23 protein-coding genes are annotated in these 22,427 nt (G+C 68.6%); 9 read left to right on the top strand and 14 right to left on the bottom strand.

The features are described from left to right. Positions 1-151: 151 nt before the first annotated feature. From AB1I47_RS10360 to fahA, 3 genes are read left to right on the top strand one after another with little or no spacing between them, the layout of a single operon-like run. Positions 152-1,852, top strand: a complete 1,701-nt coding sequence (locus AB1I47_RS10360; protein WP_354683660.1) for an FAD-dependent oxidoreductase — start codon at positions 152-154, stop codon at positions 1,850-1,852. 48 nt (positions 1,853-1,900) lie between these two features. Further along, positions 1,901-3,220, top strand: a complete 1,320-nt coding sequence (gene hmgA / locus AB1I47_RS10365) for a homogentisate 1,2-dioxygenase (protein ID WP_354683661.1) — start codon at positions 1,901-1,903, stop codon at positions 3,218-3,220. A gap of 49 nt (positions 3,221-3,269) precedes the next feature. Then, complete coding sequence (gene fahA / locus AB1I47_RS10370) at positions 3,270-4,532, top strand: fumarylacetoacetase (protein ID WP_354683662.1); 1,263 nt, start codon at positions 3,270-3,272, stop codon at positions 4,530-4,532. A gap of 6 nt (positions 4,533-4,538) precedes the next feature. Here the strand turns inward: fahA and AB1I47_RS10375 are convergent, their stop codons facing one another. From AB1I47_RS10375 to AB1I47_RS10415, 9 genes are all read right to left on the bottom strand, one after another. After that, positions 4,539-5,006: a hotdog family protein gene (locus AB1I47_RS10375; protein WP_354683690.1), complete on the bottom strand. Its 468-nt coding sequence runs from the start codon at positions 5,004-5,006 to the stop codon at positions 4,539-4,541. Positions 5,007-5,016: 10 nt separating this feature from the next. Then, positions 5,017-5,847, bottom strand: a complete 831-nt coding sequence (locus AB1I47_RS10380; protein ID WP_354683663.1) for a beta-ketoacyl synthase chain length factor — start codon at positions 5,845-5,847, stop codon at positions 5,017-5,019. Positions 5,848-5,856: 9 nt separating this feature from the next. Next, positions 5,857-7,059 (bottom strand): beta-ketoacyl-[acyl-carrier-protein] synthase family protein, encoded by a 1,203-nt coding sequence (locus AB1I47_RS10385; protein ID WP_354683664.1) that lies wholly within the window; start codon positions 7,057-7,059, stop codon positions 5,857-5,859. A 68-nt stretch (positions 7,060-7,127) separates the two neighbouring features. Continuing rightward, on the bottom strand, positions 7,128-7,976 hold the full coding sequence (locus AB1I47_RS10390) for a polysaccharide deacetylase family protein (RefSeq protein ID WP_354683665.1): 849 nt from the start codon (positions 7,974-7,976) through the stop codon (positions 7,128-7,130). Then, positions 7,973-10,435, bottom strand: coding sequence for an MMPL family transporter (locus tag AB1I47_RS10395; RefSeq protein ID WP_354683666.1), 2,463 nt, complete (start codon positions 10,433-10,435; stop codon positions 7,973-7,975). The genes AB1I47_RS10390 and AB1I47_RS10395 overlap by 4 nt, the downstream gene beginning before the upstream one ends. After that, a complete protein-coding gene (locus tag AB1I47_RS10400) occupies positions 10,432-11,088 on the bottom strand; it encodes a LolA-related protein (RefSeq protein ID WP_354683667.1) in 657 nt (218 codons plus the stop codon). The genes AB1I47_RS10395 and AB1I47_RS10400 overlap by 4 nt, the downstream gene beginning before the upstream one ends. Before the next feature lie 10 nt (positions 11,089-11,098). Beyond that, complete coding sequence (locus AB1I47_RS10405; protein ID WP_354683668.1) at positions 11,099-12,073, bottom strand: LpxL/LpxP family acyltransferase; 975 nt, start codon at positions 12,071-12,073, stop codon at positions 11,099-11,101. Then, on the bottom strand, positions 12,067-13,773 hold the full coding sequence (locus AB1I47_RS10410) for an AMP-binding protein (RefSeq protein ID WP_354683669.1): 1,707 nt from the start codon (positions 13,771-13,773) through the stop codon (positions 12,067-12,069). The genes AB1I47_RS10405 and AB1I47_RS10410 overlap by 7 nt, the downstream gene beginning before the upstream one ends. A 68-nt stretch (positions 13,774-13,841) precedes the next feature. Then, entirely contained in the window at positions 13,842-14,585 is a 744-nt protein-coding gene (locus tag AB1I47_RS10415; RefSeq protein WP_354683670.1) for a COG4648 family protein, read from the bottom strand. 303 nt (positions 14,586-14,888) lie between these two features. Between AB1I47_RS10415 and AB1I47_RS10420 the strand changes: the two genes are divergently transcribed. Both AB1I47_RS10420 and AB1I47_RS10425 read left to right on the top strand, forming a co-directional pair. Continuing rightward, entirely contained in the window at positions 14,889-15,149 is a 261-nt protein-coding gene (locus AB1I47_RS10420; protein WP_354683671.1) for a phosphopantetheine-binding protein, read from the top strand. A 39-nt stretch (positions 15,150-15,188) separates the two neighbouring features. After that, complete coding sequence (locus AB1I47_RS10425; protein WP_354683672.1) at positions 15,189-16,043, top strand: glycosyltransferase family 2 protein; 855 nt, start codon at positions 15,189-15,191, stop codon at positions 16,041-16,043. 80 nt (positions 16,044-16,123) lie between these two features. Here AB1I47_RS10425 and AB1I47_RS10430 read toward each other — a convergent pair whose 3' ends face one another. Beyond that, on the bottom strand, positions 16,124-16,300 hold the full coding sequence (locus AB1I47_RS10430; RefSeq protein WP_354683673.1) for a glycine zipper 2TM domain-containing protein: 177 nt from the start codon (positions 16,298-16,300) through the stop codon (positions 16,124-16,126). 144 nt (positions 16,301-16,444) lie between these two features. Beyond that, the gene (locus tag AB1I47_RS10435) at positions 16,445-17,344 is read right to left on the bottom strand and encodes an NAD(P)-dependent oxidoreductase (protein ID WP_354683691.1); all 900 of its coding nucleotides are present in this window, start codon (positions 17,342-17,344) and stop codon (positions 16,445-16,447) included. A 170-nt stretch (positions 17,345-17,514) separates the two neighbouring features. On the opposite strand from AB1I47_RS10435, the gene AB1I47_RS10440 reads away from it, so the two are divergent. Together AB1I47_RS10440 and AB1I47_RS10445 are read left to right on the top strand one after the other, a co-directional pair. Further along, positions 17,515-18,360: a HipA domain-containing protein gene (locus AB1I47_RS10440; protein WP_354683674.1), complete on the top strand. Its 846-nt coding sequence runs from the start codon at positions 17,515-17,517 to the stop codon at positions 18,358-18,360. Between the two features lie 163 nt (positions 18,361-18,523). Further along, positions 18,524-18,694, top strand: a complete 171-nt coding sequence (locus tag AB1I47_RS10445; RefSeq protein ID WP_354683675.1) for a hypothetical protein — start codon at positions 18,524-18,526, stop codon at positions 18,692-18,694. A gap of 75 nt (positions 18,695-18,769) precedes the next feature. On the opposite strand, the gene AB1I47_RS10450 is transcribed toward AB1I47_RS10445, so the two are convergent. Then, positions 18,770-19,696: a LysR family transcriptional regulator gene (locus AB1I47_RS10450; RefSeq protein ID WP_354683676.1), complete on the bottom strand. Its 927-nt coding sequence runs from the start codon at positions 19,694-19,696 to the stop codon at positions 18,770-18,772. A gap of 237 nt (positions 19,697-19,933) precedes the next feature. Here AB1I47_RS10450 and AB1I47_RS10455 point away from each other — a divergent pair, with 237 nt between their 5' ends. After that, on the top strand, positions 19,934-20,830 hold the full coding sequence (locus AB1I47_RS10455) for a beta-keto acid cleavage family enzyme (protein WP_354683677.1): 897 nt from the start codon (positions 19,934-19,936) through the stop codon (positions 20,828-20,830). 47 nt (positions 20,831-20,877) lie between these two features. On the opposite strand, the gene AB1I47_RS10460 is transcribed toward AB1I47_RS10455, so the two are convergent. Further along, complete coding sequence (locus AB1I47_RS10460; RefSeq protein WP_407935817.1) at positions 20,878-21,126, bottom strand: hydroxyquinol 1,2-dioxygenase; 249 nt, start codon at positions 21,124-21,126, stop codon at positions 20,878-20,880. A gap of 295 nt (positions 21,127-21,421) precedes the next feature. Here AB1I47_RS10460 and AB1I47_RS10465 point away from each other — a divergent pair, with 295 nt between their 5' ends. Next, a complete protein-coding gene (locus AB1I47_RS10465) occupies positions 21,422-21,787 on the top strand; it encodes an H-NS family nucleoid-associated regulatory protein (protein WP_354683679.1) in 366 nt (121 codons plus the stop codon). A 64-nt stretch (positions 21,788-21,851) separates the two neighbouring features. On the opposite strand, the gene AB1I47_RS10470 is transcribed toward AB1I47_RS10465, so the two are convergent. Further along, complete coding sequence (locus tag AB1I47_RS10470; protein WP_354683680.1) at positions 21,852-22,280, bottom strand: hypothetical protein; 429 nt, start codon at positions 22,278-22,280, stop codon at positions 21,852-21,854. Positions 22,281-22,427 lie beyond the last annotated feature (147 nt).

A 22,427-nucleotide genomic window follows, 5' to 3' on the forward strand; every position in this document is an offset into this window, starting at 1 on the left:
GCGACGCACGGCGCATCCGTGCACGCTGCCGTTTGACACGTCTCATCGGCGAGATTACGATATGGTAAATGCATTACGCATTCCGTAATTCTCGCGGACGGCGCAAGTACAGCACGATCAGGGCGCCAGCGCAGCGCCATATGGAGACGCCGTGACCACCAACTATCAGCACCGCACCTTCGCGTACCAGCCCGGCGCCGAACAACGCGCTTCGCTGGCTGGCGGCGCTGCTGTTGTGCATCCGGTCGCCGTGGTCGGTGCCGGCCCGGTAGGGCTGGCCACGGCCATCGACCTGGCCCAGCGCGGCGTCGGCGTGGTGGTACTGGACGACGACTGCACGCTGGCCACCGGCTCGCGCGCGATCTGCTTTGCCAAGCGCACGCTGGATATCCTGGACCGCCTCGGCTGCGGCGAACGGGTGGCACAGAAGGGCGTCAGCTGGCATGTCGGCAGGGTCTTCTTCGGCGAGGCGCAGGTGTACAGCTTCGACCTGCTGCCCGAAACGGGCCATCGCCGCCCGGCCTTCGTCAACCTGCAGCAGTACTACCTGGAAGGCTTCCTGGTCGATCGCGCGATGGAACTGCCTGGCATCGAGCTGCGCTGGCGGCACCGCGTTACCGCTGTCGCGCCCGGTCCCGAAGCGGTGGCGCTGACCGTATCGACTCCCGATGGCGACTACCAGCTGCATGCACGCTACGTGGTGGCTGCCGACGGCGCGCACAGTGGCGTGCGCCAGTGCCTGGGGCTGGAAAGCAAGGGCCGCGTGTTTCGCGACCGTTTCCTGATTGCCGATGTGAAGATGGCCGCGCCGTTCCCGGCCGAGCGCTGGTTCTGGTTCGATCCGCCGTTCAACCGCAACCAGTCCGCGTTGCTGCACCGCCAGCCGGACGATGTCTGGCGCATCGATTTCCAGCTCGGCTGGGACGCCGATCCGGAGAAAGAAAAGCAACCTGAGCGCGTGGTGCCGCGCATCCGCGCCATGCTCGGCGACGACGTCGATTTCACGCTGGAATGGGTCAGCGTCTACACCTTCTGCTGCCAGCGCATGGATGCGTTCCGCCATGGCCGCGTGCTGTTCGCCGGCGACGCCGCGCACCGCGTTTCGCCGTTCGGCGCGCGCGGCGCCAACAGCGGCGTGCAGGATGCCGAGAACCTAGCGTGGAAGCTTGCGCTGGTGCTGGCCGGCCAGGCGGGCGATGCGCTGCTCGACAGCTATGCCAGCGAACGCGAGGCCGCCGCGGATGAAAACATCCGCCATTCCACGCATTCCACCGATTTCATCACGCCCAAGAGCACGGTCAGCCGCACCTTCCGCGATGCAGTACTGCGCCTGGCGCGGCGCCATGCCTTTGCGCGCCAGCTTGTGAACAGCGGCCGGTTGTCGCTGCCTGCCGTGCGGGCCGATTCACCGCTCAATACGCCTGATGCCGACGAGTTCACCGGCGCGATGGTGCCCGGCGCGGCGTGCGTCGACGCGCCGCTGCTGCACCACGACCCTGCGCAGCCCGCCTGGCTGCTGGGCGAACTGGACGGCGATTTCACGCTGATGGTATTCGGCGATGGCAGCGCCATCCCGTCTGACGTGCAGCGCAAGCTGGCAACGGGTGCCGTTCCCCTGCGCATCGTGCTAGTGCTGGCGCACGGCCAGCAAGCCGCCGCGCCACAGGGCGTGCGCCGCGTCACCGACAGTGAAGGCCTGCTCGCGCGCCGCTATGACGGCCGCGCCGGCACCTGCTACCTGATCCGCCCGGACCAGCATGTCTGCGCCCGCTGGCGTGCTTTTGATGCCGACGCCGTGCATGCCGCGCTGCTGCGCGCGCTGTGCCGGCCGCCGGACAGCCTGGCTCACTAGTGAATCTGCACCTCCGAACCACCCGACACCCGACCCGCTGACGACACCATGAACCTCACGCATACCCAGCTCGCCGAGCACGGCTATATGTCCGGCTTCGCCAATGAATTCGCCACCGAGGCGCTGCCCGGTGCGCTGCCCGTGGGCCAGAACTCGCCGCAGCGCGCGCCGTATGGACTGTACGCCGAGCAACTGTCCGGCACGGCCTTCACCGCGCCGCGCGCGCACAACCGCCGCTCGTGGCTGTACCGCATCCGCCCGGCGGCGATGCACAAGCCGTTCACGCAGATCGAGCAGTCGCGTTTCCTGAGCCGCTTCGACCAGGTGCCGCCGTCGCCCAACCAGATGCGCTGGAGCCCGCCGGCAATGCCGTCGGTGCCGACCGACTTTATCGACGGCATCGTCACCATGGCCGGCAACGGCGGCCCGGAAGCGATGACCGGTTGCGGCATCCACCTGTACCTGGCCAACCAGTCGATGCAGGACCGCTTTTTCTACAACGCCGACGGCGAGATGCTGATCGTGCCCCAGCAGGGCCGCCTGCTGATAGTGACCGAGCTGGGCCGCCTGGAAGTGGAGCCGCAGGAAATCGTGGTGATCCCGCGTGGTGTGCGTTTCCGCGTGGAACTGCCGGATGGCGAGGCGCGCGGCTATATCTGCGAGAACTACGGCGCGCTGTTCAAGCTGCCCGACCTGGGCGTGATCGGCTCCAACGGCCTGGCCAACCCGCGCGACTTCCTGTCGCCGGTGGCGAGCTACGAAGACCGTGAAGGCGATTTCGAGCTGGTGGCCAAGTTCCAGGGCAACCTGTGGCGCGCCGACATCGGCCACTCGCCGCTGGACGTGGTGGCCTGGCACGGCAACTACGCGCCGTACAAGTACGACCTGCGCAACTTCAACACCATCGGCTCGATCAGCTTCGACCACCCCGACCCGTCGATCTTCCTGGTGCTGCAGTCGCCCTCGGACACGCCGGGCGTGGACACCATCGACTTCGTCATCTTCGGGCCGCGCTGGCTGGCGATGCAGGACTCGTTCCGCCCGCCCTGGTTCCACCGCAATATCGCCAGCGAATTCATGGGCCTGATCACCGGCGTCTACGATGCCAAGGCCGAAGGCTTCGCCCCGGGCGGCGCCAGCCTGCACAACTGCATGAGCGGCCACGGCCCGGATGCGGAAACCTTTGAGAAGGCGAGCGCCGCCGATACCTCGACGCCGCACCGCATCGACAACACCATGGCCTTTATGTTCGAGACCCCGGGCGTGATCCGCCCGACGCCGTACGCGGCGCAGTCGGCTTCGCTGCAGCAGGAGTACTACACCTGCTGGCAGGGCCTGAAGAAGCATTTCAACCCGAACGTGCGTTGAACCAGTCACGGCACGCGAGATGTGCCAACCAAAATCACGGAGTTACCCAATGACCGCCCCCCAAACCAGCTGGATCGCCTCCGCCAACGACGGCCAGACCCATTTCCCGCTGCAGAACCTGCCCTACGGCGTGTTCTCCACCAAAGGCCAGTCGCCCCGCGTCGGCGTCGCCATCGGTGACCAGGTGCTGGACCTCGCCGCACTCGATGAAGCCGGCCTGCTGCCGCCCGCCGCCAAGGGCACGTTCGCCGCGGCCAGCCTGAACCGCTTCATCGCTCTCGGCAAGCCGGTGTGGACCGAGACCCGCAAGCGCCTGACCGCATTGCTGTCCGGGGAAGACGCCGCGCTGCGCGACAACGCCGCACTGCGGGACAAGGCACTTGTGCCGATGTCCGCCGCCGCGCTGCACCTGCCGGTGGAGATCCCCGGCTACACCGATTTCTATTCGTCGAAGGAACACGCCACCAACGTCGGCCGCATGTTCCGCGACCCGGACAACGCGCTGCTGCCGAACTGGCTGGAAATCCCCATCGGCTACAACGGCCGCGCCAGCTCGGTGGTGGTGAGCGGCACGCCGCTGCATCGCCCCAACGGCCAGATCAAGCTGCCGAACGAGGCGCGCCCGGTGTTCAGCGCCTGCCGCAAGCTGGATTTCGAACTGGAGATGGGCTTTATCGTCGGCAAGGAATCGTCGCTGGGCGAGCCCATCAGCACGGCCGATGCGCCGGCGCATATGTTCGGCATGGTGCTGCTCAACGACTGGAGCGCGCGCGATATCCAGCAGTGGGAATACGTGCCGCTGGGGCCGTTCAACAGCAAGGGCTTCGGCACCTCCATCTCGCCGTGGGTGGTGACGATGGAAGCGCTCGAGCCGTTCCGCCGCGACAACCCCGAGCAGTCGCCGCAGCCGCTGCCGTACCTGCAGCAGCAGGGCCAGAACGCCTATGACATCGCGCTGGAAGTCGCGCTGCAGCCGCAGGGGGCGCCGGCGCCCAGCACCATCTGCCGCACCAATTTCAAGGCGATGTACTGGACCATGGCGCAGCAGCTGGCGCACCACACGGTGTCGGGCTGCAATGTGCGCGTGGGCGACCTGATGGGCTCGGGCACGATCAGCGGCACCACGCCGGATTCCTACGGCAGCCTGCTGGAGCTGACCCGTAACGGCGCCGAGCCGGTGACGCTGGCCGACGGCAGGCGCCGCGCCTTCCTGGAGGATGGCGACGAAGTGACCATGACCGGCTACTGCCAGGGCGAAGGCTATCGCGTGGGCTTCGGTTCGGTGTCGGGCAAGATCCTGCCGGCGCGCTGAAGCGCTTCAGCCGGCGTGGCTGTCAGGCAGGGCGGCATCGAGGATCACCGCCGCCCGGCCTGACAGCAGCGGCCGGCCCGCGGCGCTGATCGTGAAGGCGTACAGCACGCTGGCGCCTTCGCCGCTGATGCGCTGCGCGTCGATTTCCAGCGGCGCGTCGATATCGTCGAGCCGCGCCACCTGCAGTTCGAGCTTGCGCACCGAGGCGAGGTAGCCTGAGCGTGGGCGCTGCGTCTGCGATCCCTGCGCAAGCAAGGCACCGTGCACGGCCATCGCCTGTGCGGCGTATTCGATCCCGCACAGCGCCGCCAGCCGCCCCTGCGCACGCAGCGGATTATCCGCGCGCGCATGCGTACCGCTGACACAGCGGATTGCGCTTTCATCCCAGCCCAGTACGCCATCGAGCAGGCACATCGCGCCCTGGTGCGGAATGCGTGCGGCAATCCAGTCGCGGTCCAGCACGACAGGCGGCAGCGTCACGGCGTCAGGCCCTGGCGTTGCCGCCGATGCCAGCCACCTCGGCCACCTCGGCCACCTCGGCTTCAATGCGCAGGCCGTCGAGATAGTCGAGCACCACGGATCCCGTCTCGCCCCGCGCGATCGCCGCCAGCAGCGGCAGCACGCGCGCGGCCGGCGCTGACGTGCGCAGCGTTTCCAGCGCCGCCTCCGGCATCACGGTGGCGGGGGCGTGCGTCAGCGCCACGCCGATGCGCGCCACCGAGCGCGACGTCGGCTGCGGCGTGACCACCAGCGCCACGCCGAAGGGATCGGGGATCGGCCGGAAGCTGTGCAGCGGCTCCGGATAGCCGGTGTCGTACGCGATCAGCAGGCAGGACTCGGCATCGGCCGATGCCTGCAGCACGCATTCCAGCAGGCCCGCGCCCAGGCTGCCATCCATCGCGCACAGCACGTTGGAGGTGCGCATGGCGCCGGAGGCAATCGACCAGTAGCCCGCGGTGGCGTTGTGCACGGAGTTGTGGAAGCGCGTGGGCGACATCAACGGATCGGGCTCGGCCAGCGCTTCGCAGATCGCGTGGAAGTTGAAGCCGTCGGCGCTGGACGAGGCGAAGATCGCCGGCAGTTGCGCGGCATCGCAGCCGCTGGCGGCCACCGCCTGCTGGCCCACGCCGAGCGCCAGGCGCACGGTGGGGCCGGTGCGGCGGCGTTCGGCAGCGGGCAGGCCGGCGGGAGGAGGGAGGTCGGTCGGCGCGTGCGCGTACGGCACGCGGCCGGCCAGCACTGCGCGGGCCTGCGCCCAGTCATTGAGGCCCGGGCCCAGCAGGCCGATGCTTTCGATATACACGTGCTGCGGCATGGCGCGGGCTCAGTGAGAAACGGCGTCCGCGCGGGCGAACAGCAGGCTGCAGTTGGATCCGCCGAAGCCGAACGCATTGCTCATCGCATAGCGCAGCGGCACCTCGCGGTTGCCAAGCACGTAGTTGACGTCTAGCGCCGGATCCGGCTGCGTGGTATTGATGCCGCCGGGCAGCAGTCCGTGGCGCAGGGCCAGCGCGCAGATGACCGCTTCGAGCGCGCCGGCCGCGCCCAGCGCATGACCGGTGGCGCCCTTGGTGGAGCTGCACGGCGTGCCGGGCAGCACCGCGGCCATCGCGGGCGCCTCGGCTGCGTCGTTGCTGCGCGTGGCGGTGCCGTGCAGGTTGACGTAGTCCACCTGTGCCGGCGCGAGCGCTGCGCTGGCCAGCGCCTGTTCCATCGCCAGCCGCGCGCCCAACCCTTCCGGATGGGGGGTCGACATGTGATGCGCATCGCTCGATTCGCCGATGCCCACCAGCAGGATGGCATCGCCGCCGGTCTCGCCCGCCGTGCGTTCGAGCAGGCCGAAGGCCGCGCCTTCGCCGATCGATATGCCGTTGCGCGCCACATCGTATGGCCGGCAGGGCTGGTCGGACAGCAGCTCCAGCGAATTGAAGCCGTACAGCGTGGTATGGCACAGCGTATCGACGCCGCCGACCACGGCCGCGTCGATCAGCCCCGCTTCCAGCATGCGGCGCGCCGAGCTGAACACCTTGGCACCGGACGAGCAGGCCGACGACACCGCCGCGGCCGGGCCGGCCAGGCCCAGGTATTCACGCAGGAAGGCGGGCAGCGAATACGGGTTGTGGGTGCCGCCGTAGTGGAAGCCGGGCGGCAGCGCGCCGGTGGCGGGATCGCGCTGGCGGTAGGCCAGTTCAGTCTGCAGCACGCCGGCGGTGCTGGTGCCGAGAAAGACGCCGATCCGGTCTGCACCATAACGCGCCGCGGCCTCGCGCACGCGGGCGGCAAAGCCGTCCTGCTCCAGCGCCAGTTGCGCCAGTCGGTTGTTGCGGCTGTCGAACCTGGACAACGCCGGCGGCAAGGCCACGGTATCGAGGCCTTGCACTTCGCCGACGAAGGTATCGAGCCGGACGTCGCCGAAGCGGCAGGGTGTCAGGCCGCCGCGCTGGGCGCGCAGCGCATCCAGGGTGGCGTCAACGCCGCTGCCCAGGCAGCTGGTGGCCGTGAAATGCGAAAAAAGTAGCGGGGACACGGCTTTGGAGGAAAGGATCGGCAGGAATCTCTGCGGGGATCCGCCAATTGTAACAAGCCGCCGGACACTCAGGCCGGCGGCACCGCCGCACGCAGCGTGACGCAGCGCAGGCCGGCCTGCTCGATGGCGGCGAGCAGGCCTGGCAGCACCGTGGTGCAGTGCGGATGTCCGGCCGGATCGAAGCCGGGATTGCCGTCGTGCAGCAGCAGGATGTCGCGCCCGGCCAGCCGGCGCGTCAGCCGCTGCGCGACGCGCGTCGCGTTGTCGCCGGAGCGGGTATCGAAGCCTCGCCGCGTCCATGCGGCCAGGTGCAGGCCGAGCCGGCACAGCACCGGCTCCAGGAAGGGGTTGCGCAGCCCCGCCGGTGCGCGGAAGAAGCGCGGTGCCTGTCCGGTGAGATCTGCCAGCACCTGCTGCGCAGCGCGGATATCGCGCAGCATGCGCCCCGGTCCGAAGGTGGAGAAATGCAGGCGGTGGTGCATGCTGTGGTTCTCCACCGCATGCCCGCGCCGGATGATCTCGCGCACCAGTTCCGGATGCGCCGCGGCGCGCTCCCCGATGCAGAAGAAGGTCGCGCGCGCGTTGTGCTGGTCGAGCATGTCGAGCACGCGCGGCGTCAGCGCGGGGTTGGGGCCGTCGTCGAAGGTCAGCGCGACGCAATCCTGCGCCGACTCCGGCAGCCGCAGCAGGTTGGGTCCGAGCCAGTTGCTGCGCGGCCACAGCCCGGCGAAGCACATCGCCGCATGCGTGGCGGCAATGCCCGCCAGCGCCACGCCCGTGCCGGGCGGATGCGCCAGCATGGCGCCGATGGCGCCGGCATGGACGGCGGCGGTGCCGCACAACAGCGGGCTGGGCCGCCAGGGGCGGCTGTGGGGGGCGTCGTGCAACACCACGCCAGGTGCGGAAAACGGCTTCATTTCATACTCCCGGCACTGTCCTTGTCGATGGGCGCGGCGGTGCGCGCCAGGATGGCCGAAAAACACAGGGCCAGCACCGCACCCGGGCCAACGGTCAGGCCGAACGCCTTCAGCAGCGGCAGGCTGGACAGTGCGAGCAGGCCGAAGGCGGCAACCGTGGTCAGGTTGGCCAGCAACAGCGACACCAGCGTGTGCGGTGAGGTGGCCGCCACCTGCCGGCCTGAGTCTGCCGCTGCCGGGCCGTTGAAGAATAGCGCGTAATTGGAACCCACGGCGACCAGCAGCAGCAAGCCGACCAGGTGCAGCAGCGTCAGCGGCTGCCCCAGCGCTGCGAGCAGGCCGAGCACCACCAGGGCGGCGGCGGCCAGCGGCAGTACCGTGGCCACCATGCGCTGCAGCGAGCGAAGTGCCAGTGCCAGCAGCGCGATGATCGCCAGCAGCCCCGCCAGCGACAGCAGCAGTGCTTCGCGCATATAGCCAGTGTAGAGCCGGTCGGACTCGCCCTTGAGGTCGACGAAGAGGGTGTCGGACACGCCCGCGCGTGCAATGGCCGCGCGTACCGCGGCGCTGTCGACGCCGTCGTCGGGCTTGCCCTGCGCGCGGGCCGGCGCGCGCAGCGGCAGCGTTGCGCTCCAGCGGCCATCGCGTTGCGTGAGCAGGGCATCGACAGCCAGCGCCATCGACGTGCCGCGCAGGTCCTCGCGCCGCAGCAGGGGGCCGGTGCGGGCCTTTTCGGCTTCTTCCAGGAACGGGGAGAACAGCGACGCGCGCACCGGTTGCGCGGCAATGGCCGCTTGCAGCCGCTGCGACAGTACGTCGGGCGTTGGCAGGCTGGCCTGGCGTGCGCGCTGCGTTGCGGCACTGGGCAGGTAACGGGCGGGGTTCTCGTAGCCGCCGATAAAGTTCTGCGCCACCAGCGGGTCGAGCTCGCGCGCCACGCGCTCGGCGTCTTGCAGCACCGCTTCCTGGTCGCGGCCTGACAGCACCACCAGGTAGCGCACATCCGGCGCGCCCAGGTCGTTGCGCAGCGAGGCATCCAGCGCCTGGTCGCTCGCCGGTACCGGGCTCAGCGCCTGCAGCTCGCGGCCCCACAGCGTGCCCCAGTGCGTCGCCAGCACCGCGCAGGCGGCCACCACCAGCAGCGCCACCAGCCAGCGCAGCCGGTGCGCGCGCACGGCCAGCCACGCCAGGCGGCGTCCGAGCGGGGTCACGTCGCGCAGGTGCAGCGTGGCCGGCATCAGCTGCGGCAGCACGAAGCGCGTTACCAGCGCCGCGGTCGCCAGCCCGGCAATCGAATACAAGCCAAGCTGCGCCAGCCCGGGGAAGCCGGACAGCAGCAGCGAGGCAAAGCCGCAGATCGACGTCAGCACGCCCAGTCGCACTGTGGGCCAGAAGCCGCCGAGCCAGGCACGCTGGTCGCGTCGCCCGTTATGCAAGTACTGCGCAGACTGCACGAACAGGTAGATCGAATAATCGACGGCTTCGCCGATCAGTGTGGTGCCGAAGCCCAGCGTCAGGCCGTGCACGGTGCCACCAAAGCCGAGGCTGACCGCGGCGATGCCCGCCAGCGCGCCGCTGAGCACCGGCACGAGCCCCAGCACCAGCAGCGGCACCGAGCGATAGACCACCAGCAGCAGCGTGACGATGATGGCCAGGCCGATGGTCGACAGCCGCTCGACGTCATGCCGGATGGTGTCGCGCGCCTTGACCGAGAACACGCCGGGGCCCGTCATCACCAGCTTGTACGCGCCGGGCGCGGCGGTCTGGTCGAAGGCAGCCTGGATGGCATCGATGGCCTGCGCCTGGCCGTCGGTGTCGGAGCCCGCTGCCGCGGTCTGCGCCAGCAGCACGGCACGCTGGCCGTCGCGCGACGCCCAGGCGCCCGCGTGCATCGGCACGCGTTGGCCGGCGTCGAGCTGCGCCATCATCGCCGCCACTTCGCCGGTGGGGTCGCGCGGCAGCAGCGCCTTGGTGAAGAGTCCGGCCGATGAGGCCAGCAGCCCGAACGATTCGTTCACCGCGGCCTTCAGGCCGTGCTCGCTGAAGCGCTCCGGCGTGACCGTCGGGCTCAGCAGGTAGCGGTGGGTGAAGACGTATTGCCGGTCTGCCGCCTGGTTGCGCGGCTCGCCGTTCTGGATCGAGGTGAATCGCTTGTCGCCGCGCAGCTTTGCCGCCATCGCGCGCGAGATCGCGGCGCGGCCGTCGGCGTTGCCGCCTTCGATGCCGACCAGCACCAGGCGCGACACCAGCCCGTCGCGCAGCTGGTTCACCAGCAGTTGTTGTTCGGCGCTGGGCAGCCGCGGCAGGAAGGCGGACAGGTCGGCGGTGAAGGCAGTGCGGCTGATCACGGCCGCGCAGGCGATCAGCGCAAGCACCCACAGTGCAAGCGCTACGCGCGCTCCCGGCAAAGTGAAGCGGCGCCGCACGCCTGGCGGCTGTCCGGTTGGTGCGGGGCTCATGGGCGGCCCGCGGGCTTGCCGGCGGGTCGGATCTTCATCACGGAGCGGTCGCCGTCGGCCTGGCGGATCTCGACACGGTCGAGCACTTCCTGGCTGCCGTCGATGCGTACCTGGCTGACCACCGCGGCCATGCGCGCATCGGCCGGTGTCAGCGTCAGCGTCCAGCGGCTGGCGCGGCCTTCGAGGCCGAGCCGGTAATAACGCTCGAGCGCGTAGCGGTTGCCCGCCAGCGTGCCGCGGATGCTCTCGATAAACGCAGCCAGCTCCGGGTAGTTCTGCAGCGGCATGGTGTAGCGCTTGCCGTCGCGCTCGACCGTCAGCATGTCGCCGTCGAGCACCAGGTTCTCGGGCTTGGGTGCGACGGTGCGCTTTTCCAGGCGGTCGGGCGCGGTGAAGAGCAGCTCGCCCGACGACTGCACCGGCTTGCCGAGCATCGCCAGGTACTTGGTTTCGGTGAACTGCACGCGGCCGGATTTGCGCTGCGCCAGCGTGGACATGAGCTGGTCGACGCCGAACGCCGCGGCGCCCTGGCGGGCGGCAGGGGCGGCGGGCGCGGCGGGGGCGGCGGCACGGCACGGGACGGCCAGCGCCAGCGCGGCGCTGGCGAGCAGCAGGGTCAGCAGGGAGCGGAAAGGGCGCCTCGAAGAGAACATCAGTAGTGGGTCACGGCTCGTTGCCCGGCGGCGGCTGCTCGGAGAGCGGCGGCCCCGCGTGCCAGAAGTCGTAGAAGTTGAACCAGTTGTACGGGGCGCTGCGGCAGAACGTTTCGAGCAGGCGCACGTAATCCGCCAGCGCCGACTGCACCGCCGCCTCGCGCTGGCCGCGCGCGGTTTCGGTGAAGTCCGCCAGCGGCACGAAATGGACGTCGTAGCGATTGCCGCCGCGGTACAGGCCGGTGATAAAGAACACCGGCCGGCGCAGCATCGCGGCCATGCGCAGCGGTCCGGTCGGGAAACCGGTCGGCGCGCCGAGGAAGCTGCACTGCTGCACCGGATCGGTGGCGCGCTGCGACAGCGTACGGTCGGCCAGCATGCCGATCATGTAGCCGCGGTCGAGGTAGTCGCGCACCCTCAGCATGGTGTCGAAGCGGCCCAGCGCGATCACGTCCTGGCGCATCGCGGGGTTGATCGACTGCAGCACGTCGTTGAGCTTGTGCGCGTTCTCCTCGTACATGGTGATCGCGACCTTCATGTCCGGATGCTGGCGCCCGAGCGCGCGCACCACCTCGAAGCTGCCCAGGTGCGCGCCCAACAGGATCGCGCCGCGCCCGCGCGCCATCGCCTCTTCCAGCAGCGTCTCGCCGTGCAGGCGGATATCGAACAGGTCGAAGCGGCCGTTGAGCAGGTAGATGCGGTCGAGGATGGTCGACGCGAACGCGAACACATGCCGGTAGCCGTCGATCCAGCTGGCCTCGCGCCCGAGCGCGCGGTCCAGGTAGGCGCGCGACGCATGGCGCGCCGCCGGCGAGAACAGCGTGAAGTAGGCCGCGATCAGCCGCAGCAGCACGCGTCCGAAGGGACGGCCGAGCTTCAGCGAGAGCCACGTCATGATCCGCAGCAGCGGCATGTTGCAGCGCTCTTGCTGGCGGGACCAGTCGGTATCCAGCGGCGGCTGGCGCTTGAGCAGGCGGGTCAGCATGATGCCTCCTCGTTGGCCTGGCGCACTTGCAGCGTGCCGCTGGCCACATCGCGCCCGGCGCTGCGCAGCGTGAAGCGGATGCTGTCGCGGCTGTCGTCATGAGAGAACTGGTGCATAACCTCCACACGCTCGCCGGGCCGCACCGGGCTCAGGAACTTGACGGTGCCGGCCTGCGACGGCACCAGCGCGCGGCCCAGCGCCAAGCCCAGCGCAAGCACCGCATGATCGAGCAACACCACGCCGGGAACGATCGGGTTGCCGGGGAAGTGGCCGGCAATGGCCGGATGGTCGTCGCCGATGACAAAGGTGGGCTGCGCTGCGCGCTCGCCATGGCGCGCTTGCGTCAGCTGCGCCACCAGCGCCGCCAGCGCTTCGCGCGGCAGCTTGCCGGCGGCATTGCGCGGCAGGCTGCCGGCAAACAGCAGCGGCCGCGGCAGGAATGCGGGATCGATGCGCGTGCGCAACGCGCGGAGGATCTGCGCCGGCGCGACGCCGGGCGCTACCACCACCGCGGCGAGCCGCGCCACTTGGCCGCGCAGGTCGCCTTCGTGAGCGTCATCAGGCATGAAGAAGGCAGCGTCCTGCACGCCGTCGATGGCGTTGAGCTGGTGGTTCAGGTAGGCCAGCGAGCTGCGCTTGCCGGCGATATTGAGCAAGTCGGCCTTGCGGCCATGCAGCAGGAAGTGTTCGTCATCCAGCGGTTCGATGGCATCGCCCAGCGGCACCGGCTGCTCGATATGGCCGCCTGTGGCCCACATCTCGGTGTCGCCATCGGCAGCCGCGCGCGCCTGCAGCCTGACGCCCGGCACCAGGGTCCAGGTATCGGTCTGCGCGGTGCGCCGCGTGGCAAGCTGGCCAGTTTCGGTGCTGCCGTAGATCTCGCACAGCGGCGCATCGAACAAAGATTCGGTCTCGGTGGCCAGTTCGCGGCCGAGCGGGGCGGTGGCGCACAGCAGCAGGTCGGCCGGGGGCATCGCCATGCCGGATTGCACCAGCGTGCGCAGATGCACCGGCGAGCTGACCAGCGCGCGCGGGCCCCGCACCGACGCCAGCGTATCGCGCACATCGGCGGGGTAGAACGCGGTGGCCGACGCCAGCGCGGCACCGCCTTGCAGCGCCAGCATCACGGTGGCTTCCAGCCCGAACATATGCTGCGGCGGCACCGTGCCGACCAGCGTCCAGGCCCGGCCATCGAGCAGGCCGAGCCGCTGCGCCGCGGCCCGTGCGCACAGCGCCATCGCGCCCCAGGTCTTGCGGTGCGGCACTGGCGTACCGGTCGAGCCGGAGGTGAAGACGTAGGCCATGACCTGCGCAGCAGCAATCCGCGGCACGTCGACGGGACCAGCGGTTGCATCTGCCGCGTCGCCCTCCGGATAGCGGCACGCAGGCATCGCGAATTCCGCGCCCGGCTGGTCATGCAGGCAGAAAGCGTCCGGCGCGAACGCGGCCAGCTGGCGCACCATTTCCGGGGTCTGCGACGGCGGCAGCAGCGTGGCCTTGCCGGCCAGCAGCGCGGCGCATAGCCCCACGGTGAAGCGGTAGCGGTCGGTGCAGGCGTTAAAGACATGGTCGCCCGCGGGCAACGCGTCCGCCAGGCGTGTGGCGTCGGCCAGGAACTGCCTTACGGTAACGGATCGCCCGTGCGCCCAGGCGAAAACGCCTTCGGGCGAGGCATGCGTGACGATCGGGAGCATGGTCATGGGCCGGAACCTGTGCCTGTTGCCAGTGTAGGAGGCGAAGAGATGGAGATGGCGGGTGCGGCGGCGGGTCAGCGCGGCAACCCTGGCCGGCCGGCGCGGGCCGCCATCAGCGCGCGATAGCCATGCACCGCGTCGAGCAGGCTGGTTTGCATGCCCGGAAAGGCGATGCGGCGGCACAAGGCTTCGCCGGCGAACATCGCTGCGATCAGCAGCGGCGTGCAAAGATTGGCGAAGCTGGACCAGGTAGCCACCGGCGCCAGCGCGAACAGCAGCGTGGACACGCCTGCCATCGCCGCGAAGAACAGCGTCCAGGCCTGGGTCACGCGCCGCGTGTAGCGGGCGTGCGCGGGCGACAGCGGCCCGTGCAGCGCGGTGGCGATCTGCGTGCACAGCGGTGTGCCGCCGGCGCGCAAGGTCAGTCCGAACATCATCCCCAGCGCCGCATTGACGCCGGCATGCTGCAGGAAATAGGTCCAGCCGAAATGCCCGGCCAGCGGCTCGCGAAAGATCCACAGCGCGCCGCAGGCGGCGAGCAAGGCCAGCAACGCCGGCGCACGCCAGCCGGCGCGCCACATGGCGATAAAGCCGATCGCCAGGAACGGCGCCATCCCGAGCAGCAGCGCGGCGACCTCGGCACCCGGCTGATGCGCGGCCTGATGCAGCGCGGCTTCATAGGCAACGAATCCAGCCACCGCGGCAAGCCACCCGTGGCGCCGGAGTGGCGATGCGGCGGCGGTGCCGGCCTCCTGCCGGACTGGCGGGGCGGGGTCGGCCGGAGCGTTGGGGCGGTCGTAAGGCTGGCTCGGGGGCATTTGCTGGGGATCGTCTTACTAAAGGTGCTTCATGCAGCGCTTCATGCGGCGGCGCGGTCTGGCGCGGCGCCACCAGCGCACAGGGAGCGCACAGTCCGCGCACGTTGGGAAGCGAACGCTTTATACCTTAAAAGACCGGGGCGCCGGCACGATGATTCCCCAAAGCCCGGCCTTTGTTGTTACTAAACTTCTCTCAACTGGCTCGGGATTGGGCCCTTTGATAGCATCGGTTGCCCCGCCCGTGCGCTCCGGGACAACCTTGTCCGGACGCGTGCCGCAGCGGCCCTTCTGCCCTATCGCGACATGACCGAACTCGAAACCGAACTTGCCCGCCTGATCATCGACGAACTCGACATCGCCGAGTTGCGGCTGGAGGACGTCGAGACCTCGACGCCGCTCTATGGCGAAGGCTTCGGGCTCGATTCCATCGATATCCTCGAGATCGCCCTGCTGGTGTCGCGCAAGTACGGCGTCGAACTGCGCTCGGACAATCCCGACAACAAGACCATCTTTGCCTCGCTTGGCAGCCTGGCCGCCTACGTGGCGGCCAACCGTACGCGCTAACCAGGCAACCTGAGCGGAAGCCACCACCGGAACCTCACCATGCCGCAGCAAGCCACGCCCACGCCGGCGCTGGTCACCGGCGGCATCTCGCATCCGACGTGCGACGCAGCCATGTCATCGACGCACCTGGTACTGATCCCCAGCTACAACCCGGGCCAACGCCTGCACGACACGCTGCGCGCGGCGCGCGCGGCTTGGTCGCCGGTCTGGGTGGTGGTCGACGGCAGCACCGATGGCAGCGAACAGTGGCTGCAGGCGCAGGCCGCCACCGATCCCGGGCTGCGCGTGCTGGTGCTGCCGACCAACCAGGGCAAGGGCGCCGCAGTGATCCACGGCATCGAGGCCGCCGCCGCGGAGGGCTTCACCCACGTGCTGGTGATGGACTCCGACGGCCAGCATCCCGCGCACCTGATCCCCGAATTCATGGCGGCATCGCAGCGCCAGCCCGACGCGATGGTGCTGGGCCGGCCCATCTTCGATGCCAGCGCTCCGCGCGAGCGGGTCTACTGGCGGCGCATGTCCAATTTCTGGTCCGACCTGGAAACACTGTGGGCCGGCATCGGCGACTCGCTGTTCGGCTTCCGCATCTACCCGATCGCGCCGCTGCGCGCGGTGATGGATGAAAGCCACTGGATGCGCCGTTTCGACTTCGACCCCGAAGTGGCGGTGCGCCTGTGCTGGCAGGGCGTGCGGCCCATCAACCTGGATGCGCCGGTGCGCTACTTCGGCAAGCGCGAGGGCGGGGTGTCCCACTTCCGCTACCTGCGCGACAACCTGTTGCTGACGTGGATGCACCTGCGGCTGGTGGCAGGCTTCCTGTTGCGGTTGCCGATGCTGGTGTGGCGCAGGCTGCATCGGCATGGCGACGATGCCAAGTCCAACCGCACCGCTTGATGCTCCGGTCGCGCTAACGACAAGAAGGCCGCATGATGCGGCCTTCGTGCTTTCTGTACTTCCCGGTAGTCCGGGCCTGCTTACTTGCCCAGTTCGTGCCCGATCACGCCGCCAACCACGGCGCCGCCGATCGTGCCCGCGGTGCTGCCGTCGGTCAGTTCATGGCCGGCGACACCGCCCGCCAAGGCGCCCGCCGCCGTACAGCCGGCCAGCCCCATGCTTGCGCTTACCAGAAGCGCGCTCACCAGTTTCCACATGATGGTCTCCTGCTTCGTTGCCGGGCCGGCCCGGGTGGACGGGCCCCATGTCTCCAGCTTAGGCCCATGCCCGGCTGCGGCCTTTCCGAGACTCGCCGATTGCGCTGTAGGAATCGGACGACGGCAGGTGCTCCGGCAGTGGCGTTACGACGTCTTCGCGTGCTGGCGCAGGCGCTTGATCAGCGATGAAGTGTCGGCGCGGCCGCAGCCCATCTGTTGCAGGTCGGCATAGAACTGGTCCACCAGCGCCGTCACCGGCAGGCCGGCGCCGTTGCGGCGCGCTTCGTCCAGGCACAGGCCCAGGTCCTTGCGCATCCAGTCGACCGCGAAGCCGAAGTCGAACTTGTTGTCGATCATGGTCGGGCCGCGGTTTTCCAGCTGCCACGAACCGGCCGCGCCCTTGCTGATGACGTCCAGCACCAGCTTCATGTCGAGCCCGGCGCGCTCGCCGAAGGCGATGGCCTCGGACAGGCCCTGGATCAGCCCGGCGATGCTGATCTGGTTGACCATCTTGGCAAGCTGCCCGGCACCGGACTCGCCGATGCGCGTGACTGCGCGCGCGTAGGCGGCAATCACGGGTTCGGCGCGCGCATAGACCTCGGCATCGCCGCCGCACATGATCGTCAGGATGCCTTTCTCCGCGCCGACTTCACCGCCCGAAACCGGGCCATCGATAAAGTGCAGGCCGCGCTCGCGCGCCGCGGCATCGAGCTCGCGCGCCACGTTGGCGCTCGCGGTGGTGTGGTCGACAAAGATGCAGCCGCTGGGCGCGCTGAAGAAGGCGCCGTCATGCCCGGTCAGCACCGAGCGCAGGTCATCGTCATTGCCCACGCAGGAACACACCACCTGCGCATCGCGCACGGCCAGCGCCGGCGTGGCCGCCGCCTTGCCGCCGAACTTCCCGACCCAGGCCTGCGCCTTGGCGGCGGTGCGGTTGTAGACCGTTACCTCATGCCCCTTGGCGGCGAGGTGGCCGGCCATATGGAAACCCATGACGCCGAGTCCGAGAAATGCGACACGCATGCTGCTGCTCCGTTGCTTGATTGTGGTGAGATCGGTGAGGCGCGGCCTGGTCTGGTGGGTGGTACGCCAGGCGCTGCCCGGGTGGCGCGGGGGCCGCGCCAAGGCAGAGAGTATACGGCTGCCAGGTGACGGGGACAGATACAGCGACCTGTGCGAATGGCCGCTACAGGAACACCCTGCCCGAAATACGCATGACATCGCTAAAACAGAAATACCTATGTTATTGCTATTTGCAGGATACCTACCGCATCCATATCTTCAAGCTGCCGTTAGGACTAGTAGGCAACCGGAAGGCGGACCTGAGCACGTCGGTGGAAAATGAATGGCTTTGCCTGAAGCTGCTGGCCGCATACGGCTTGCCCGTGGCGGAGTGCGAAATGCTCACCTTCGGGCGCCGCAAGGTCTTGAGCGTAACCCGCTTCGACCGCAAGCCGCATCCCTCCGGCAAATGGCTGCTGCGGCTGCCGCAGGAGGATTTCTGCCAGGTGTTCGGTCTTAGCTCTTTGCAGAAATACGAAGCCGACGGGGGGCCCGGCTTGGTCGAGATCGCCGGGGTGCTGCGCTATTCCGTGGCGCAGGCTGAAGACTTGCACACCTTGATGGCAGCGCAATTGCTGTTTTGGCTGCTGGCAGCACCCGACGGGCACGCCAAGAACTTCAGCATCCGCCTGCTGGCTGGCGGGCGCTACCGCATGACGCCGCTGTACGACGTGATGTCGATCGTGGTGGGCCATGGTGCCAGCCAGTTCTCCTGGCACAAGGCCAAGCTGGCGATGGCGGTGGTGGGCAAAAACCGGCACTACGGTTTTCGCGAGATCCAGCGCCGCCACTTTAACGCGATGGCGCCGCGATGCTTTCTAGGCGCGGATGCTGAGCCGGTGATCCGACACATCCTCGACCAAACCCCCGTAGTGATCGACCGGGTCAGCGCGGCCATCCCCCCGGGCTTTCCGCAGAAGGTCGCGGACACCATCCTGGACGGGCTGCGTATGTCGGTACAGCGACTGGCGGCGATGCCGGCGAAAGCTCGGGAATAAATGGGCGGACGCGGGGACGGAAATGGCGCGGTGGCGCGAGAGCCGCCTCCCACAACGCAGCTAAGTCAGAACCCGCCTACGCCAGCATCCGTCCTTGTCCTATCCCTTGCGTGCCCGCCACTGCCTACATTGAAGCCAGGTCACCACCGCAAGGAGCCGACTCATGTCATTCGCGCTATACATCATCGGTCTGCTGGTCCTGGTGGGCGGCATTGCCTGGGGCCTGTCCATTGCTGGCCTCGCGCCCGTCTATATCGGTATTGCCTGCCTGATCGTGCTTGGCATCGGGATCATGGCGGCCGTCTCCCGTACCCGCACCAAAGACCCTTCCTGAAGACAGCGGGCCCGGCTCCTTGCCGGGCTTGTTTGTTTTACACCGCGCAGCGGCGGCCATTCCACGGTGGCTCGCTCATGCGCCGGCCTCCGTGGCGCCGGCGGGGTGGGCCAGTTGCATGCGCACCGCTGCCGCCAGTTCCGCGGCGGCGGGCGACAGCGTGCGGTTGCGCGAGGTCACCAGCCCGATCGAGCGCTCGGTAACCGGCGCGGTCAGCAGCCGTTCGACGATCCCTTGCTGCCGCACCGTGCCCGCGGCGATCTCAGGCAGTGCTGCCACGCCGAAGCCGCATTCGACCATCGCGGCAATGGTGGCGAGATGCTCGGCCTCGAATACCGGCTGGAAGCGGATGCGGTTCTGCAGGAAGGCCCATTCCGCATACTGGCGCACGCTGCTGGGGTGCGTCATCGAAACGTGCGGCGCGGTGACGCTATCGGCCCATCGCAACGGGCCGGTGGCGCGGGCTATCGGATGCGCGGAAGGGATCAGCAGCACGAAGCGGTCGGACAGCAAGGGCTCGTAGTGCAGGTCAGCCTGCTGCGGGTCCGCGGCCGTGAGGGCAAAGTCGACTTCGCCGGCGCGTACCAGGTCGAAGGCGGGGCCGGACAGCGTGTCGAATACCTTTAGCGCTACTTCCGGACGCGCGCGGTGATAGGCCATCAGCACACGCGGCAGCATGCGCGCCGCCAGCGACGGCAGCGCCGCCACGGCCACCTGGCCGCGCTCGGCGCTGGCAATGCCCGCGACCGCGTCGATGGCGCCGCGAAAGGTTGCCTGCAGCAGCGCGGCCTGCTGCATGAAGACCTCGCCAGCAGCGGTCAGGCGCACGGTGCGGGTGGTGCGGTCGAACAGGCGCACGCCGAGGGATTCTTCGATGCGCAGGATCTGGGTGGACAGGGCGGACTGCGACAGGTGGAGCTGGGTGGCCGCCTGGCGGAAATTCAGCGTGCGGCCGAGCACCAGCGTGGTCTCGATGTCGCGCATCGACAGATTGATTTTCATGGGCGGCGGGCTGGGCGGAATAGGGCGGGGATGATCCGATCGGGCGATTGATCTGATTTGTTGATCATTTTATCCACAGAATCGGCTTCATCAATCAAAGCGAGTTCTCTACACTTCCGGGATTCGACGATCCGGCGTGCCGCTGATGCGCGCACCTGCCGCCGAACGCGCCCGCTACGACCGCCTGCTGCGCGCCGGCCTCGAACTGATCGCTCCTGAATTGCCCGAGATCCAGCCATGACCCGGCACTCCGCCCAGACCACTGCCCAGACCAATGCCAATGCCGCCACGCGCGTGCCGCTGGCCGATGCGCCGCTGATCGTCACGGTGGCGCCGAATGGCGCCTATAAGCAAGCCGCCGACCATCCCGCGGTGCCGCTGACCGCGGCGGCGCTGGCCGATGAGGCGCGCGCCTGCCGCGACGCGGGCGCGGCCATGATGCATATGCATGTGCGTGACGCAGACGGCCGCCACGCACTCGATGTGCAGGCCTACCGCGACGCGCTGGCCGCGGTGAAGCAGGCTGTCGGCGATTCGCTGCTGGTGCAGGTAACGAGCGAGGCCGCCGGCGTCTACAAGGCCGCCCAGCAGATGGCGATGGTGCGCGAACTGCGGCCCGAGGCGGTGTCGGTGGGTCTGCGCGAAGTGGCGGTGCCGGAGATCGCGGAAACCGAGCTTGCGGCCTTCTTCACCTGGCTGGCGCGCGAACGCGTGATGACACAGGTGATTCTCTATGACGTGGCCGACGTGCGCCGCTGGCATGCGATGCGCGAACGCGGCATGGTGCCGCCGGGCGCGTGGTCGTTGCTGTACGTGCTGGGACGTTATTCGGCGGGACAGGTGTCGTCGCCGCATGACTTGCTGCCGTTCCTGCAGGTCGCCGCCGAGATTGGCCAGCCGCTGCCGTGGGCGATCTGCGCTTTCGGCCGCGAAGAGAACGCCTGTGTGACCGCGGCCGCCGCGTTCGGCGGCCACGTAAGGGTGGGCTTTGAAAACAACCTGCTGCTGCGCGACGGCAGCCGCGCGCCCGGCAACCACGCGCTGGTGGCGCAAGCGGTGCAGGGCGGAGTGACGCTGGGCCGGCCAATCGCTGACGCAGCCGATGCGCGCAGGATCTACGGCGGGGTGCGCTGAAGTTTTGCTGGCGGTGTGCGGCCCGCGCACGCTGCCGTCACGTTCGGTCAGGCGCCGTCGCTGAAGCTGTCGCGCTGGCCGTTCGGATTATGCGCGCCGTCGGTGAACGTGTCGCGCGTGCCGGCGCGGTTCGCGCCATCGGAGAACGAGTCGCGCGTACCGGTGGCGCTGTGCGCACCGTCGGTAAACGAGCTGCGGGTGCCGGTGGCGCGATTGGCGCCGTCGCTGAACGGATCGACGCCGCGCGGTGCTGCCTGCGCAGTGCCGACGGCGGCGGCAACGAGGGCGGTGGCCATAAGAATTTGCCTGAGTGCTTGCATGGATCGCTTCTCCGTAAGAGTGCTGGCCCGGGATGGCCGGCGGTAACGAAAGTCTAGGCAGCGAGCCCTCACGCCAGCATGACTGGCACATGACAATGCCGTCATTTTTGTCATTTCTTGCATGTGCTGCACACATACTGGCCTTGCCAGCACAATGGAGAAGCGGCAGCACCGGCAAACGCTGTAGAATCATGGCTGTCTGACCGGCCAGCGGTTCCATCGCCGGTCTCTCCATTGCCCGCGGGAATGCAGCGGGTTTCTCACGAAAGTCATGTCCGAGTCTGATTCAGCCAAACTCGCTGCGGTGGCCTGGATCCGCGAGCAAATGGATCGTCATGCCCTGACGCTCGACGACCTGGTCGTTGCCGGATGCTTCGACAAGGTCCCCGCGCCCGCGCCGACAGCACCAGCGGCGAAAGCTCCGCGCAAGGCCGCTGCCACCCCGGAGGCGGGTGCCGCCAGTGCGTTGCCGACAATGCCAAAAGCCGCGGCTAACGGTACACCGCAGGCATCGGCCGCGCGCCCGCTGTACCGCAATGCCATGGGCCAGACCTGGGACGGGCAGGGGGAATATCCCGACTGGCTGCAGCGGGCGGTCAACGCCGGGCAGTCAATCGAGTTTTTTCGCGTGGAATAGGGTGCTCCCCTAAGGCACACCCCTAAGGCGCACCCCTAAGGCGCACATACGCTCGGTGCCGCGCTCAGCAGCGCGGGGCGAAAGGCAGCACGCCGGTGAAGACCGCCGGCGTCGCCATCGGTGCCGCATGCGCCCAGTGCACCAGCACCTCGGCGGGCAGTTCCGGCAACTCGCCCAGCGACGCGGACGGCTGTGCAGGCTGCGGCATGGCGCTGTCGGCGCCCCCCTGCGGCGCATCGGCATCATGCAGGCTCAGCGGCTCGCCAGGGCCGGCAGGCTCGGCCATCACCTGTACCGCGCTGCCGCGGCAGATCCTCTCGCTGGCACCATCCAGTGCTGCTTCCGCCTCCAGCTTGGCGGCGACATGCCGGTCCTGCAGCAACAGCCCGGCGGCCTGCACCGCGCTGCATACCGTTACCGCCGCTGCTGGACCGGAGACGGGCAGCCACAGCATGGCAAGGGACAACAGCAGGCAGTTCGGGAGACGTTTCATCTGAGGGTACGGCGGGGGAATTCGCGACAGGTGGATTCAGGAAGGCGAGAACCAAAGGCAGTGCCCGTGGTCACCGCGCATTTTACCGGGCTTTGCCCGTGCATTGGCCTTGCGTAGCGATGACATTTCTGCAATCTTCGCCCATTT

The sequence above is a fragment of the Cupriavidus necator genome, assembly GCF_040578825.1.
Lineage (GTDB): Bacteria > Pseudomonadota > Gammaproteobacteria > Burkholderiales > Burkholderiaceae > Cupriavidus > Cupriavidus necator_E.